The organism is Nocardia sp. NPDC059195 (assembly GCF_042754695.1).
Classification (GTDB): domain Bacteria; phylum Actinomycetota; class Actinomycetes; order Mycobacteriales; family Mycobacteriaceae; genus Nocardia.
Map to the genome: position 1 here is coordinate 552,211 of NZ_JBHZBG010000001.1, position 14,247 is coordinate 566,457.

Consider the following 14,247-nt stretch of genomic DNA (forward strand, 5'->3'; position numbering starts at 1 on the left):
CCCGCCGACCATCGGGATCGACAGCGACGACCCGCAGGTCGAGGCCGTCGATCGCGGCGGCGGGCTCGGGCCCGGCCACCACGACGATGGCGTCGACGTCGAGGTCGTCCGGCCGGGACAGGCGCTCCGCCACCGGATACGGGATGGCCCAGTAGCCCGCGCTGCGGCACAGTGCCGCAGCTGCTTCCAATTCGATGGGGTCGCGACGCGGGCTCAGGTCCCACGCGCCGAGGCGCTCCAGGACGGCCGCGATCGTCGTGCGCCGGATCGTCGGGTCGGCCTCGGCCAGCTGGACCAGGTCGTCACCGCCCGCGGCACGCAGGGCGCGCGAGGCTTGGAGACCGAATTCGGCGGCCTCGCTGGATAATTCGAGAAACATGTGGCCCCCTGGTGGTATCGCCGCCGAACTCACGCCGCCGCCCCTGATCGTCGGGTTCCGGACAGCAGCGACCTGGCCAGCAGGATCTGCTGTATCTCGACGCTGCCCGAGGCCACGGTCGCGGCGTTCGCGTAGCGCCAGTGGTCCTCGACGGCGCGGCGGAACTGCCGACGGGTGCCCTTTTCGTCGGCCACGTGGGCGGCCAATTCGGTGAGCAGCGCGGCGCTCTCCTGATCCAGCCGGGTGACCGCGATCCGGTAGGCGGCGGCGTCGCCGGGTGCCACCCGACCCGTGTTCTGCATGGCGACAACCTGATACGCCAGCAGCCGAGCCCGCCGAGCCCGGGTCAGCGCCCTTGCCCATCGGCCGCGCAGGGCCGACGGCAAGGTATCCCAGCGTTCGCCGAGTGCGGTCGGCGCGAGCTGCAGCAGCCGTTCGCAGCGGGCGTAGCGGGCGATGCCGACCCGTTCGAAGGCCAGCACCTCCTGGACCACGGCCCAGCCCTCGTCCACGGTGCCGAGCACATCGGCCGGGCCGACGGGCACGTCGTCGAAGAAGACCTCGTTGAGGTGGTGCGGCCCGAGCATGGAGCGGATCGGGCGGACCTCGATGCCGGGTGCCGTCATGGGCAGCAGGAACACCGTGAGCCCCTGCTGTTTACGGCCACCGGACGAGGTACGGGCGAGCAGGAAGCACCACTGCGCCATGGTGGCGTAGGAGGTCCAGATCTTCTGCCCGGAGATCCGCCAGCCGTCGCCGTCAGGGCGGGCCGTGGTGCGCAGCGAGGCCAGATCCGACCCGGCATCCGGCTCGGAGAAGCCTTGGCACCAGATCACCTCGCCCGCCGCGATGGGCGGCAGGTGCAGGCGCTGCTGCTCGGTGGTGCCGTGCCGCATCAGAGTGGGCCCGACCCAGTTGACACCCATGTACTGCGCGCCGCGCGGTTCATGGTGTGCCCACATCTCCTCGCGCACCACAGTCTGCTCCCACACCGAAGCGCCCTGTCCGCCGAAACGCTCCGGCCATGCCGCACAGAGCAATCCACGCTCGGCGAGCACGCCACAGAATTTCTGAGCCGTCGCCAGATCGGCGGGGTCGTCGGTGAACGCACCGAGAAAATCGTCCGGAACCTCCGCGGCGATCAACCGCCGGAGCTCGCTGCGAAGACCCGCTGCGGCTTCGCCCATGGTGAAGTCCATACGACGCACCGTACGTCAATCCTCATAAGGATAGCAATATTTGTGGGGTCAACAGCGCCACGACTAGACTGCCGCCCATGGCGGAGACGACGACCCGGGATGCAGTGCGCGACAGGCGAGCCGCATGACCGGCCCACGCCGGGGGCGGGTGCCGCAGCGCCGGATCGCCGAGACCGTCGCCGCCGAATTGCGCGCCCGCATCCTCACCGGCGACGCGGACTACCGGCTGCCCACCCAGGACCAGCTGGTCCAGGACTTCGGTGTCAGTTACCCGTCGATCCGTGAGGCGCTGCGCATCCTGGAGACCGAGGGCCTGGTAACCGTCCGCCGCGGCAATGTCGGTGGCGCCGAGGTGCACCGGCCCGACGAGTCCTCGGCCGCTTACCATCTCGGCCTCGCCCTGCAGGGCGCCCGGGTGACGCTCGGCGATCTGGCCGTCGGCCTGCGCATGTTCGAACCTCTGTGCGCGGCCGCCTGTGCGGGCCGGGCCGACCGGGCGACAACTGTGGTGCCTGCCCTGCTGAAGAATGTCGAGAAGTCCGCGGAGCTGCTCGACGACGGTGCCGAATTCACCCACACCGCAAGAGAATTCCACGATCTGATCGTGGCCCACACCCCCAATCTCACCGTGCGCTACATGGTGAGTTCGCTGGTGACACTGTGGTCCGCGCAGGAGCAGGCATGGGCGGTGGAACTCACCCAGGAGGGCAAGTACCCCTCCCGCGAGCAGGCCGACGCCGCCGTGCGCACGCACCGCCGGATCGCGGGCGAGATCGAGGCAGGTCGCGCCGCCGAGGCCGAGCGGCTCTACCGCAGCCACCTCGCGGCCACCCAGAGCCTGGTGCTCGAACGGTACGACGCCGACATGATCAGCGCGTCGCCCCAGGGCGCCCGGCCGACGACGCGGATGCGGCCGAGCACCCGGATCTGAGCCCGGATATCCCTCTGCACCAGCGGATTCACGGATACCGGCCCATCGATACCCGGTCTTGGATAATCTAATTCTCACGTTCTTGCATATCTAGTTCCCTTGCCTTTTCGACGAGTCGCCCGACCTCGATCGCCGCTCTCGCGGCCCCGCATCACCCCTCGGAGCGCCTCGTCATACAGCCATGCCCGCACTCGCAGAATGCGCGCTGACCAGGGGTTCCGCCCGGGAAATCCAGTATTGCAATCATTGTGAGGATTGACGTACCGTGACCCGCAACACCCACTGATCCGACCGTAGGGGAGGGCCCCACAGTGACCCGAGGGGCGCGCTACCGCAGCGAGACACCATTCACCGTCGCCGAGGGCTGGAGCCTGCGCCGACTCACACCACCGAGCCGCCTCTTCGGCGCCAACGGCCTACGCACCGGCGCGGACAACCGCGTCTACGTCGCGCAGGTGGCAGGCAGCCAGATCAGCGCGCTCGACGTCACCACCGGCGAACTCGAGACCGTCAGCGCCAAAGGCGGCGACATCGTCGCCCCCGACGATCTCGCCTTCGACACCGAGGGCAATCTCATCGCCACCGAGTACATGGACGCCCGTGTCAGCGTGCGCAGCCCCGACGGCACCTCGCGCGTACTGCGTGCCGACCTGCCCGGCGCGAACGGCATCACCTTCCACAACGGCAGGCTGTTCGTCAACGAGTGCCGGGTCGGCGGCCGCCTGCTGGAACTGCCGCTCGACGGCAGCGCCCCGCGCGTCCTGCAGGACAACCTGCCGATGCCCAATGCGATGGAATTCGGTCCCGACGGGCTTCTCTACTACCCGGTCATGGGCACCAACGACATCTGGCGCATCGATCCCGACGGCGGCGAACCCGAACGGGTCGTCGGCGATCTCGGCGTGCCCGACTCGGTCAAGTTCGATGCCCAGGGTTACCTCGTCTCGACCCAGGTCGGCACCGGCGAGGTGCTGCGGATCGATCCGCGCACCGGCGAGCGGCAGGTACTGGCCGCGCTCGCGCCCGGTCTGGACAACTGCACCTTCGTCGGCAATCGGCTGTTCGTGTCGAGCTTCACCGGCGAGATCACCGAAATCCTCACCGGCGGCGCCACGAAAGCCGTTCTGGAAGGCGGTCTGATGTGGCCGCTGGATCTCACCGTGACTCCCGACGGCACCCTCTACGTCGCCGACGGCACCTACCTCTACGCATTCGGTGACACCGGGCTCACCCAGGTCGCCTCATTGTTCAGCCTCCACACTCCCGGCTATGTCCGCGGCGTCACGGCCGTCGGCCCCGGCGAGCTCGTGGTCGCGACCTCCTCGGGCGAGATCGCCTCCTACCGACCGGGACCCGAGCCCGTCACCGAGGTGCTGGCGGAGGGCTACGACCAGCTCTATGGCGTCGCCGCCACCGCGGATCGCACCGTTGTGGTCGCCGAATTCGGTGCGGGCCGGGTGCTTTCGCTGCGCGGCGGCTCGGTCGAGGTGCTGGCGAGCGGTCTGGACCGCCCACTCGGGGTGGCCGTCGGCCCCGACGACACCGTGCTGGTCTCGGAGTCCGGCAGCGGGCGGATCGTCTCGATCGGCAGCGGCGGGGTGGACACCGTCGTCGACGGTCTGGACACCCCGCACGGAATCCTGGTGCGTGGCAATCAACTTCTCATCGTCGATGTCGGGCTCAAGGCACTGATCGAGTTCGACCTCGCGACCAAGGTCCGCGGCGTGGTCGCGGCGAACCTGCCGGTGGGTGTGCCCGAGGGCGTGGTCGCCAAGCCACTGCTGGGCACGCCGCCGTTCTCCGGTCCGATGGGCCCGTTCGCGGGCATCACCGCCGGGCCCGACGGCACCGTCTACGTCTCCGCCGACGCCGAGGGCAGTGTGCTCGCACTGCAGGTGCAGGCATGAGCGCGGCGGCGGGCTTCGCGGGCCTGGGGCTGGGCGGACGGATCGTCATCGTCTCGGGCGCGGGCGGCGGTGGCATCGGTACGGCGGTCACCCGCCTGGTCGCCACCGCCGGGGCAACCGTGGTGGCGGTGAGCCGGTCCAAGGAGAATCTCGACTCCCACATCAATCCCCTGGCAGCCGAAGGACTTTCGGTGATCCCGGTCGCCGCCGACGCCGGCACCGACGAGGGGATCGCGAAGGTACTGGAGCGGGTCGCCGACCTGCCGGGCAGCCTGCACGGACTGGTGAACGTGGCCGGCGGCGCCGACCCCGCCACCTGGATGCCCGCCACCCGCGTCACCCGGGAGGACTGGCGCGCGCTGTTCGCCCAGAACCTGGAAACCATGTTCTTCATGAGCCAGGGCGTGGCCAACGCACTGCGAGAACAGGGCAACCCGGGGTCGATCGTCTCGGTCTCCTCGATCAGCGGGATGAACACCGCGCCCTTCCACATCGCTTACGGCACCGCCAAGGCCGCCCTCGTGGCGGCCACCCGGACGCTGGCCGTGGAGCTGGCCCAGGACGGCATCCGGGTCAACGCGGTCGCGCCCGGCGTCACCGAGACCCCGGCCTCGCGGGCCTATGTCGGCGCCGACCCCGACCGCGACCGGCGCGCCATCACCATGGGCAGGCGCGGACAGCCCGCCGAACAGGCCGGGCCGATCCTGTTCCTGCTCTCGGACCTGTCGACCTATCTCACCGGCCAGACGCTGCTGGTGGACGGCGGCCTGAATCTGCGCTGGACCCATCTGGGCGGTGACCACACCTCGCTGTTCCTCGAGAACGAGGACTTCCGCGCCGCCATCACCCACTGACGAACGCATCAGGAGGATGTCTTAACCCTTCCCCACGGCTGAAGCCGGGGGATTTCCAACTCGGACTGCACCATTGACCGCCCCGGAGGGAGGCCCGCAATGTCTTATGTCTTCTGCACTGGCACGGTCGAGTTCTACCGCGGCCGCCAGAATTACGGTGGCGGCGTTCCGGTCACGATCTGCGGTGTGCCCGCAGGTGTCGCAACTGAATATCCTCACCTGCAAGGCAAGCCGCTGCTTGGCTCTCGCTCCACAGCTCGCGCAGGTCATCGTCGTGTACGCGGGCGGAACCAGCACCACCTTTCGCCCCGCCCGCGTGGCACATTCGATCAGTTCTCGTTTCGCTGCACCGATCGCAGCATCAGCCGCCTTCCGCGCCATCGTGGACCGGGTGAGGAACTTCGGTTTGAAGTCTTCAACCGCAATCAGGTGGTGATCGGCGACGACACGACGCGCCCATACTCGTGCGGCATGGGTGTTCTGCCGGGCTGCTTTCTTGTGCAAGCGGGCAGCTTCACGCCGCGCCTGCTGGTAGCCGTTGCTGGGTGTCTGTCCTTTGGGGCGGCGTCGGCGGGCCATCTTCCGTTGGGCGCGTGCGAGTTCAGCGGCGCAACGGCGACGATGCCCTGCATACGGCAGGTCATGGGCGGGGCTGGTGGCGGTTGCCGTGGTGGAGACACCCCAGTCGATACCGATGCTGCCCGTCGCGGCGGGAGCGGGTTCGACTTCGCGGCGGACGACGAACGCGGCGTACCAGTGGCCGAGCGAATCCTGGTAGACACGGACCGACGACGGCTCCGACGGCAATTCCCGCGACCACACGACCGGGATGGTGACACCCTTCGGCAAGGCAAGCATGCGGTGGGCGATACCAAACCCGCGTGTGGTGTATTCCAGCGACGGCAGAGAAGTCCTGCGCCGCTTAACGGTCGGTCGGCCGCGTCCCTTCACCGTGAACGAATGGTCCAACGCCCGGGAGTAGGTGCGCAGCATCTGCTGCTGGGCGACCTGCGAACCTGCCCGCAACCACGCGGTGCGGGCGCGTGCTTCGGTGAGCATCTTCGACAGCCGCGCGAAGGTGGGTTTCTCTTCCCCACGTTGCTGGTGGACGGCTTCGTTCCACAGGAACCGGCAGCGATGCCATTCGGATTCCAGTGCGCGCACCGCCTGCGCACCGGGGCGCAAGCGGTAGGTGTAGCGCACGGTCTCTTCCACTCCAAAGATTATACAGCACAGAGCAATATACTGTTTGCATGGACGAGATCCGATCTAACAACAACGTCGTCTACCGCTGCACCTACCACGTCGTATGGTGCCCGAAATACCGGCGGCGAGTCATCGGCGGAAGCATCGAAGACCGTCTCGAGCAACTCATCCGGGAAGTCTGCACCGAACGAGACGCACACATCATCGAGCTGGAAACCATGCCCGACCAGGTGCACCTGCTCGTCTCATGCGATCCGCAGTTCGGGATTCACCGCCTGGTCAAACAGATCAAGGGCCGCTCCTCCCGCGTCCTGCGTGCCGAGTTCCCCGCCCTCAAGTCCCGCTTGCCCACCCTGTGGACCAACTCGTACTTCGTCGCCACAGTCGGCGGCGCAACTTTGGAGGTAGTGAAACGCTATGTCGAGAACCAGAAAAACGCTTAGCTCCGATTCCTCCCCACGGCTGAAGCCGAGGGTTTCCTCGGAGCTCTCGAGATGACCGAAACCGCCGAAACCGCCACCGATCCGCTGTCGACCCCCATGACCATCGGCGTCGAGGCCTACATCTCCCCCGAATACGCCAAGGCCGAAGGCGACCGGCTGTGGGCCAAAGTGTGGCAGCAGGTCTGCCGGGTCGAGGAGATTCCCCGGGCCGGCGACTACCTGACCTACGAGATCGGCGCCGACTCGATCATCGTCGTCCGGACCACGCCCGAGACGCTGCGCGCTTACCACAATGTGTGCGCCCACCGCGGCCGCCGCCTCGTCGACACTCCCCCCGGCGCGCACGACGGGCGCGGCCAGGCCCGCCAGTTCACCTGCAGCTTCCACGGCTGGCGCTACGACCTGGACGGCCGCAACACCTTCGTCGCCGAACGCGAGGACTGGCCGTGCGGTCTCACCGAGCGCAACGACGGACTCCAGAAAGTCCAGATCGACACCTGGGGTGGCTGGGTCTGGATCAACATGGACCCCGACTGCGAGCCCCTGCGCGACTACCTCGAACCCGCCGCGAGCCTGCTCGAGCACTTCGAGCTGGAGAAGATGCGCTACCGGTGGCGCAAATGGCTGACGTTCGACTGCAATTGGAAGGTCGCCTTCGAGGCGTTCATGGAGACCTACCACGTCCCCTACACCCATCCGGAGTTCTCGAACTTCGGCTCCTTCCTCGGCTGGGCCCGCGCGCAGGGCAAGCACAGCAATATCGGCTATGACGCGCCGAAGGGCATGGAGGAGAACCAGGCCAAGCTGCGGGTCGGCGGCGGCGCCGACGCCAGGATCTCCACCGCCCAGCTGCAGAACTTCACCTGGGACAACGCCAACACCAACACCACCCGCACGCTGGTGGATGTGGCCAACCGGCTCGTCGACGAACTGCCCGAGGGCACCCCGTCGGACCAGGTGCTGCGCTACTGGCTCGAGACCGCGCGGGCCGAGGACCAGGCGCGCGGGGTCGACTGGCCCAAGGTCGAACCCGACATCGTCGCCCGCAGCGGCACCGCCTGGCAGATCTTCCCGAACTTCCAGATCGGGCACGCGGTCAACAACATGCTCTGCTACCGGTTCCGCCCCTACGGCACCGATCCGGACAAGTGCGTCTTCGAGGCCGCGGTCTTCGAGCTGTTCCCGGAAGGGCAAGAGCCGCAGACCGAATGGGAGTACACCCCGGTCGGCGACCCCGGCTGGCGCACCGTGCTGCCGCAGGACTTCGACAATATGGCCGCGGTCCAGCAGGGCATGAAGTCACGCGGCTTCTCCGGTCCCAAGCCCAACCCCTATCGCGAACGCAGCGTGGTCAACCTGCACCACAACCTGGCCCGGTACATGGACACCGGCGCGCCCCGCGATCTCGCCTGAATCACTCTCCAGCAAGGAAATCCGCATGAGCGACTGCGCATCCACGCAGACCCCCGACATCGATGTCGAGGAACTCCGGGCCACCTACCTCGCCGAACGCGACAAGCGCGTGCGCACCGAGGGCCAGGGGCAGTACCTGGTCACCGACGACGACTTCACCGACTTCTACGAGGGCGATCCGTACACGAGAGTGGTGCCACGAGAACCGATCGCCGACGAGATCGGCATCGCGATCCTCGGCGGCGGCTGGGCGGGCCTGCTCGCCGCCGCCCGGCTCGAGGAGGCCGGGGTCACCGATTTCCGGATCATCGAGCTGGCAGGCGATTTCGGTGGCGCGTGGTACTGGAACCGGTATCCCGGCATCCAGTGCGACACCGACAGCTACGCCTACCTGCCGCTGCTCGAGGAAACCGGCTACATGCCGACCGAGAAATACGCGCGCGGCGACGAGTGTTTCGAGCACGCGCAGCGCATCGGCAAACACTACAACCTGTACGGCCGTTCGATCTTCAGCACGCTGGTGCAGTCGCTGCGCTGGGACGACGAGCTCGACCGCTGGCGCATCGGCACCAACCGCGGCGACGACCTGCGCGCCCGCTTCGTGATCATGGCCCAGGGCCCGTTCAACAAGCCCAAACTGCCTGGCATCCCTGGCATCTCGGAGTTCACCGGTCACACCTTCCACAGCGCGCGCTGGGACTACGAGTACACCGGTGGCGGTATGCGCGGCGGGCTGGACAAACTCGCGGGCAAGAAGGTCGCGGTGATCGGCACCGGCGCCAGCGGCATCCAGATCGTGCCGCATCTCGCCGAATCCGCCGAGCACCTCTCTGTCTTCCAGCGCACGCCCTCCTATGTCTACGAGCGTGGTGACGTGCCGACCGATCCGGAGTGGGCGGCCTCGGTGCAGCCGGGCTGGACCCGCGAGCGCAAGCGCAACTTCCACACCGCCGCGTTCGAGGCGTTCACTCCTGGCCAGGCCGATCTGATCTGTGACGGCTGGACCGAGGTCAGCCGTAATCTCGAGGCACATCTCAGCGCCACCGGTGGGTGGGCGACGCTGACGCCGGAGAAGTTCATGGAGTTGCGTGAGCTCGAGGACTACAAGGCGATGGAGCGGGTGCGCGGGCGCGTCGACGAGATCGTCACCGACCCGGCCACCGCGGCCGCGCTCAAGCCGTACTACCGGTTCCTGTGCAAGCGGCCGTGTTTCAACGACCAGTACCTGCCCACTTTCAACCGCGACAACGTGACCCTGGTCGATGTCGCGAAAACCAAAGGTGTGGAACGGATCACGGCCAGGGGAATCGTCGCCGACGGTGTCGAGCACGAGCTGGACTGCATCATCTTCGCCAGCGGTTTCGAGATCACCACCGACCTGGACCGCCGCTTCGGGATCGCGCCGTTCGCCGGCCGCGACGGCGTCTCGCTCTATGCGCACTGGGGCGAGGGGTACCAGACCCTGCACGGCCTCACCACCCGTGGTTTCCCGAATCTGTTCTTCACCGGGTTCCTGCAGGGCGGGGTCACCGCGAGCACCACCGACATGTTCGACCAGCAGGCCGAGCACATCGCCTACATCCTGAAGCAGGCCGTCGACACCGGAGTCGCCACGATCGAGCCCACCGTCGAGGCGGTGCAGGAGTGGGTGACCACGGTGCGCGAGACGGCCGTCGACAACAGCACTTTCCAGCGCGAATGCACGCCGGGTTACTACAACAACGAGGGCGAGAAGAACATCCGCTCGCACCTCGGTGAACCGTACTGGCCCGGCTTCTACGCCTTCGGCGACCTCCTGCGGGCCTGGCGCGACAGCGGCGACCTGCCCGGCCTGGAGCTGAGCAGATGACATTGCGATTCGACGATCGCGTCGCCGTCATCACCGGCGCGGGCCGCGGTCTGGGCCGCGCCTACGCGCTGCTGCTGGCCGAGCGTGGCGCCAAGGTCGTGGTCAACGATCTGGGCAGCAGTGTTCGCGGCGACACCGTCGAGGGTGATCCCGCCGCCGCGGTGGTGGCCGAGATCCGCGCGGCGGGTGGCGAAGCCGTCGCGTGCGGCGAGTCGGTCGCGACGCCGGAAGGCGGGCGCGCGATCGTCGATGCCGCGCTGTCGCACTTCGGGCGGCTCGACATCCTGGTGCACAACGCGGGCAATGTCCGCTACGGCTCGCTCAGCGAGCTGAGTTACGAGGATTTCGAGTCGGTGCTCGATGTGCACCTGCGCGGCGCGTTCCACGTGGTGCGCCCGGCCTTTCCGATCATGGCCCAGGCCGGATACGGCCGCGTCGTACTCACCTCCTCGATCGGTGGGCTCTACGGCAACAAGGGCGTCGCCAACTACGCGGTGGCCAAGGCCGGGATGATCGGGCTGTCCAATGTCGTCGCGCTCGAGGGCGCGGACGCGGGCATCACGAGCAATGTCATCGTGCCCGCCGCGGTGACCCGGCTGGCGGACGGCCTTGACACCTCCGCCTATCCGCCGATGGGACCCGAGCTCACCGCCCCGGCGGTCGGGTGGCTCGCCCACGAGTCCTGCTCGATCACCGGCGAGATGCTGGTGGCCGTCGCAGGCCGGGTGGGCCGGGCCTATATCGCCGAAACCCCGGGGGTCCATCGGCCCTCGTGGACGATCGAGCAGGTCGGCGAGCAGATCGACGCGATCCGCGACACCACGGATTCGTGGATCCTGCCGCCGGTTCCGGCCGGTCACACAGATCACCTCAGGAAGAGTTTCGCGCTAGTGACGGAGGCACACCGGCATGTCGGTCAAAGTCTATGAACGGATCCTTCAGCTCTTCGAAGCCGAAGGTATCAACACGATTTTCGGTATTCCCGATCCGAATTTCGTGCACATGTTCCATCTCGCGGAGGAACGCGGCTGGAACGTCATCGCACCGCATCACGAGGAATCGGCCGGTTTCATGGCCGAGGCCGTCTCCCGGATGACGGGCAAGGCGGCGGTCTGTATCGGCACCCTCGGGCCCGGTGTCGCCAATCTCGCCGGCGCGATGATGTGCGCGCTGGTGGAGAACTCGCCGGTGATCTTCCTGGGCGGTCAGCGTGCCAGGATCACCGAGCAGCGGGTGCGGCGCGGGCGCATCCAATTCGTCAAACAGGCTGCGCTGTTCGAGAATTCGGTGAAGTACAGCGCCAGCATCGAATACGCCGACCAGACCGACGAGATCATCCGCGAGGGCCTGCGCAAGGCACTCACCGGAACACCCGGACCGGTCTACATCGAATACCCCTCGCACGTCATCCTGGAAGAACTGGATGTGCCCGCGCCCTTGCCACCCTCGGCGTATCGCCTGGTCGGCCAGACGGCGGGTGCGGACAAGATCGCCGAGGCGGTCGAGCTGCTGCGGGCGGCGAAGCAGCCGATTCTGCTGGTGGGTCACGGTGCGCATACCGCCCGTGCCGGTGCATCGGTGCGGGAACTGGCCGAACTGCTGGCGGTGCCGGTGATCCAGACCTCCGGTGGCACTTCGTATATCGAGGGCATCGAGGACCGCACATTCCCCTACGGCTTCTCCCCGTCGGCGGTCGAGGCCGTGGTGCAGTCGGATCTGTGTCTGGCGATCGGCACCGAGCTGGGTGAGCCGGTGCACTACGGGCGCGGCAGGCACTGGGTGGCGAACGAGGCGAACCGGAAATGGATTCTGGTCGAACAGGATCCGACCGCGATCGGGGTCAACCGATCCATCGACGTGCCGCTGGTCGGCGATCTGCGCGCGATCGTGCCGCAGCTGGTCGATGCGCTGCGCGACACCCCGCGCACGGCCACCCCGGAGCTGGCGGGCTGGATCGAACAGGACGCCGCACGGCTGGCCGAACTCGCCGAGACCGCACCGTCGGGGCGTACCCCGGTGCATCCGGCGCGGCTGATCGTGGAGGCCACCAAGGCTTTTCCCGCCGACGGCATCATGGTGCGCGACGGCGGCGCCACCACGATCTTCGGCTGGACCTACTCCCAGGCCAAGCCGCACGACGTGATCTGGAACCAGAACTTCGGCCACCTCGGTACCGGCCTGCCCTACGCGGTCGGCGCATCCGTCGCTGAGGGCCGCAAGCGCCCGGTGATGCTGATCTCCGGCGACTCCTCGTTCCAGTTCCAGATCGCTGAGCTGGAAACCGCTGTGCGCCTGAATCTTCCGCTGGTGTCGGTGGTCGCGGTGGACTACGCGTGGGGTCTCGAGGTCGGCGTGTACAAACGCACCTTCGGGCAGGGCTCGCTCGAGACCGGCGTGCACTGGGGTACCGGAACCCGGCTGGACAAGGTGGCCGAGGGCTTCGGCTGCTACGGCGAGTACGTCGAGCGCGAGGAGGACATCGCGCCTGCGATCAAACGGGCCTACGCCAGTGGCAGACCGGGCGTGATCCACGTGGCCGTCGACCCCAAGGCGAACTCCGAGGAGATGCCCTCCTACGACGAGTTCCGCACCTGGTACGCGGAAGGAACCCAGTAGTCATGCCAGATATCTCCACGTTCTATGTCGGCGGCAAGTGGATCGAGCCCGCCGGCACCGCAAGCTTCGAGGTCGTCGACCCGGCCACCGAGGAGGTCTACGGCACCGTCACCGCGGGCACCGCGGCCGATGTCGACCGGGCGGTGGCCGCCGCGCGCGGCGCGTTCGCGAGCTGGTCGGCGAGTTCGGTCGACGAGCGCCTCGCCGTGCTGACCGCGATCGGTGTCGAGTTCGAGCGCCGTCGCGGCGACATCGCGACCGCGCTGACCGCCGAGATGGGCGCACCGGCTGCGCTGGCCAACGGATTCCAGCTGAATCTGGTTGCCGGACATCTCGATACGGCGATCCAGGTGCTGCGGGACTACCCGTTCACCGAGCAACGGGGTGCCACGCTGATCGCGCGCGAGCCGATCGGCGTCGCGGGACTGATCACGCCGTGGAACTGGCCGTTGAGCCTGATCGCGGTAAAGGTGTTCCCGGCGTTGGCCGCAGGCTGCACCGTCGTGCTCAAACCCTCGGAGCAGTCGCCGTTCAGCGCGCAGATCTTCGCCGAGGTACTCGACGCCGCCGCGGTGCCGGCCGGGGTGTTCAACCTGGTCCACGGTGACGGTCCGGGGGTGGGCGCACCACTGGCCGCGCACCCGGATGTCGACGTCATCTCCTTCACCGGCTCCACCCGGGCCGGGATCGAGGTGGCCCGCGCCGCCGCGCCCAGCGTCAAGCGGGTTACCCAGGAACTCGGCGGCAAGAGTCCCAATATCGTGCTCGACGACGAGCAGTTCGCGGCGAATGTCGCGGCGGGCATCGGTCCGCTGATGATGAACTCCGGCCAGACCTGTAGCGCGCTGACCCGGATGCTCGTGCCGCGCGCGCGGATGGACGAGGCGATCGCGGCGGCGAAGTCGGCCGCCGAGCAGCTGACCGTCGGCGATCCGACCACCGAGGTCACCCTGGGCCCGGTGGTGTCGAAGGCGCAGTTCGACAAGGTGCAGGGTCTCATTCAGCGCGGTATCGACGAGGGCGCGACCCTGGTCGTGGGCGGCACCGGCCGCCCGGACGGGCTGACCAAGGGCTACTACGTCAAACCGACGGTGTTCGCGAACGTCACCAACGACATGACGGTCGCGCGCGAGGAGATCTTCGGCCCGGTGCTGACGATCTTGGCCTACGACAGCATCGACCACGCGGTCGAGATCGCCAACGACACCGAGTACGGACTCGCCGGCAATGTCGCCGGCGCCGACCTCGAACAGGCCCGAGCAGTAGCCCACCGCATCCGGGCCGGATTCGTCTCGATCAACGACGGATTCGATTTCCACTGCCCGTTCGGCGGGTTCCGCAAGAGCGGCAACGGCCGCGAATGGGGCGCTTTCGGTTTCGACGACTACCTCGAGATCAAGGGAATCCTCGGCTACACCCCCGGGGCTCCATCATAGTCGGGTTTCAGCAG

General features: G+C 67.7%; 11 protein-coding genes. 9 read left to right on the forward strand and 2 right to left on the reverse strand.

The features are described from left to right. Positions 1–408: 408 nt before the first annotated feature. On the reverse strand, positions 409–1,578 hold the full coding sequence (locus tag ACFXKN_RS02545) for an acyl-CoA dehydrogenase family protein (protein WP_378949662.1): 1,170 nt from the start codon (positions 1,576–1,578) through the stop codon (positions 409–411). A 124-nt stretch (positions 1,579–1,702) separates the two neighbouring features. Here ACFXKN_RS02545 and ACFXKN_RS02550 point away from each other — a divergent pair, with 124 nt between their 5' ends. The 3 genes from ACFXKN_RS02550 (at position 1,703) to ACFXKN_RS02560 (ending at position 5,270) form a co-directional block, all read left to right on the forward strand. Further along, entirely contained in the window at positions 1,703–2,509 is an 807-nt protein-coding gene (locus ACFXKN_RS02550; RefSeq protein WP_379432223.1) for a FadR/GntR family transcriptional regulator, read from the forward strand. Positions 2,510–2,820: 311 nt separating this feature from the next. Continuing rightward, positions 2,821–4,416: an SMP-30/gluconolactonase/LRE family protein gene (locus ACFXKN_RS02555; RefSeq protein ID WP_379432224.1), complete on the forward strand. Its 1,596-nt coding sequence runs from the start codon at positions 2,821–2,823 to the stop codon at positions 4,414–4,416. Further along, positions 4,413–5,270, forward strand: a complete 858-nt coding sequence (locus ACFXKN_RS02560; RefSeq protein WP_379432225.1) for an SDR family NAD(P)-dependent oxidoreductase — start codon at positions 4,413–4,415, stop codon at positions 5,268–5,270. Before ACFXKN_RS02555 ends, ACFXKN_RS02560 begins: the two co-directional genes overlap by 4 nt. Before the next feature lie 21 nt (positions 5,271–5,291). Here the strand turns inward: ACFXKN_RS02560 and ACFXKN_RS02565 are convergent, their stop codons facing one another. Continuing rightward, positions 5,292–6,485: an RNA-guided endonuclease InsQ/TnpB family protein gene (locus tag ACFXKN_RS02565; protein ID WP_379432226.1), complete on the reverse strand. Its 1,194-nt coding sequence runs from the start codon at positions 6,483–6,485 to the stop codon at positions 5,292–5,294. A gap of 38 nt (positions 6,486–6,523) precedes the next feature. Between ACFXKN_RS02565 and tnpA the strand changes: the two genes are divergently transcribed. The 6 genes from tnpA to ACFXKN_RS02595 are packed head-to-tail and all read left to right on the forward strand — an operon-like array spanning position 6,524 to position 14,233. Then, positions 6,524–6,919 (forward strand): IS200/IS605 family transposase, encoded by a 396-nt coding sequence (tnpA, locus tag ACFXKN_RS02570; protein ID WP_379432227.1) that lies wholly within the window; start codon positions 6,524–6,526, stop codon positions 6,917–6,919. Positions 6,920–6,970: 51 nt separating this feature from the next. Next, complete coding sequence (locus tag ACFXKN_RS02575) at positions 6,971–8,332, forward strand: aromatic ring-hydroxylating dioxygenase subunit alpha (protein WP_379432228.1); 1,362 nt, start codon at positions 6,971–6,973, stop codon at positions 8,330–8,332. Positions 8,333–8,357: 25 nt separating this feature from the next. Then, positions 8,358–10,181 (forward strand): flavin-containing monooxygenase, encoded by a 1,824-nt coding sequence (locus ACFXKN_RS02580; RefSeq protein WP_379432229.1) that lies wholly within the window; start codon positions 8,358–8,360, stop codon positions 10,179–10,181. Then, entirely contained in the window at positions 10,178–11,110 is a 933-nt protein-coding gene (locus tag ACFXKN_RS02585) for an SDR family NAD(P)-dependent oxidoreductase (RefSeq protein WP_379432230.1), read from the forward strand. The genes ACFXKN_RS02580 and ACFXKN_RS02585 overlap by 4 nt, the downstream gene beginning before the upstream one ends. After that, positions 11,091–12,797 carry a thiamine pyrophosphate-binding protein gene (locus ACFXKN_RS02590; protein ID WP_379432231.1) on the forward strand — a complete coding sequence of 569 codons (1,707 nt, stop codon included), beginning with the start codon at positions 11,091–11,093 and terminating at the stop codon, positions 12,795–12,797. Before ACFXKN_RS02585 ends, ACFXKN_RS02590 begins: the two co-directional genes overlap by 20 nt. Positions 12,798–12,799: 2 nt before the next feature. Next, positions 12,800–14,233: an aldehyde dehydrogenase family protein gene (locus ACFXKN_RS02595; RefSeq protein ID WP_378949683.1), complete on the forward strand. Its 1,434-nt coding sequence runs from the start codon at positions 12,800–12,802 to the stop codon at positions 14,231–14,233. The last annotated feature ends 14 nt before the right edge of the window (positions 14,234–14,247 follow it).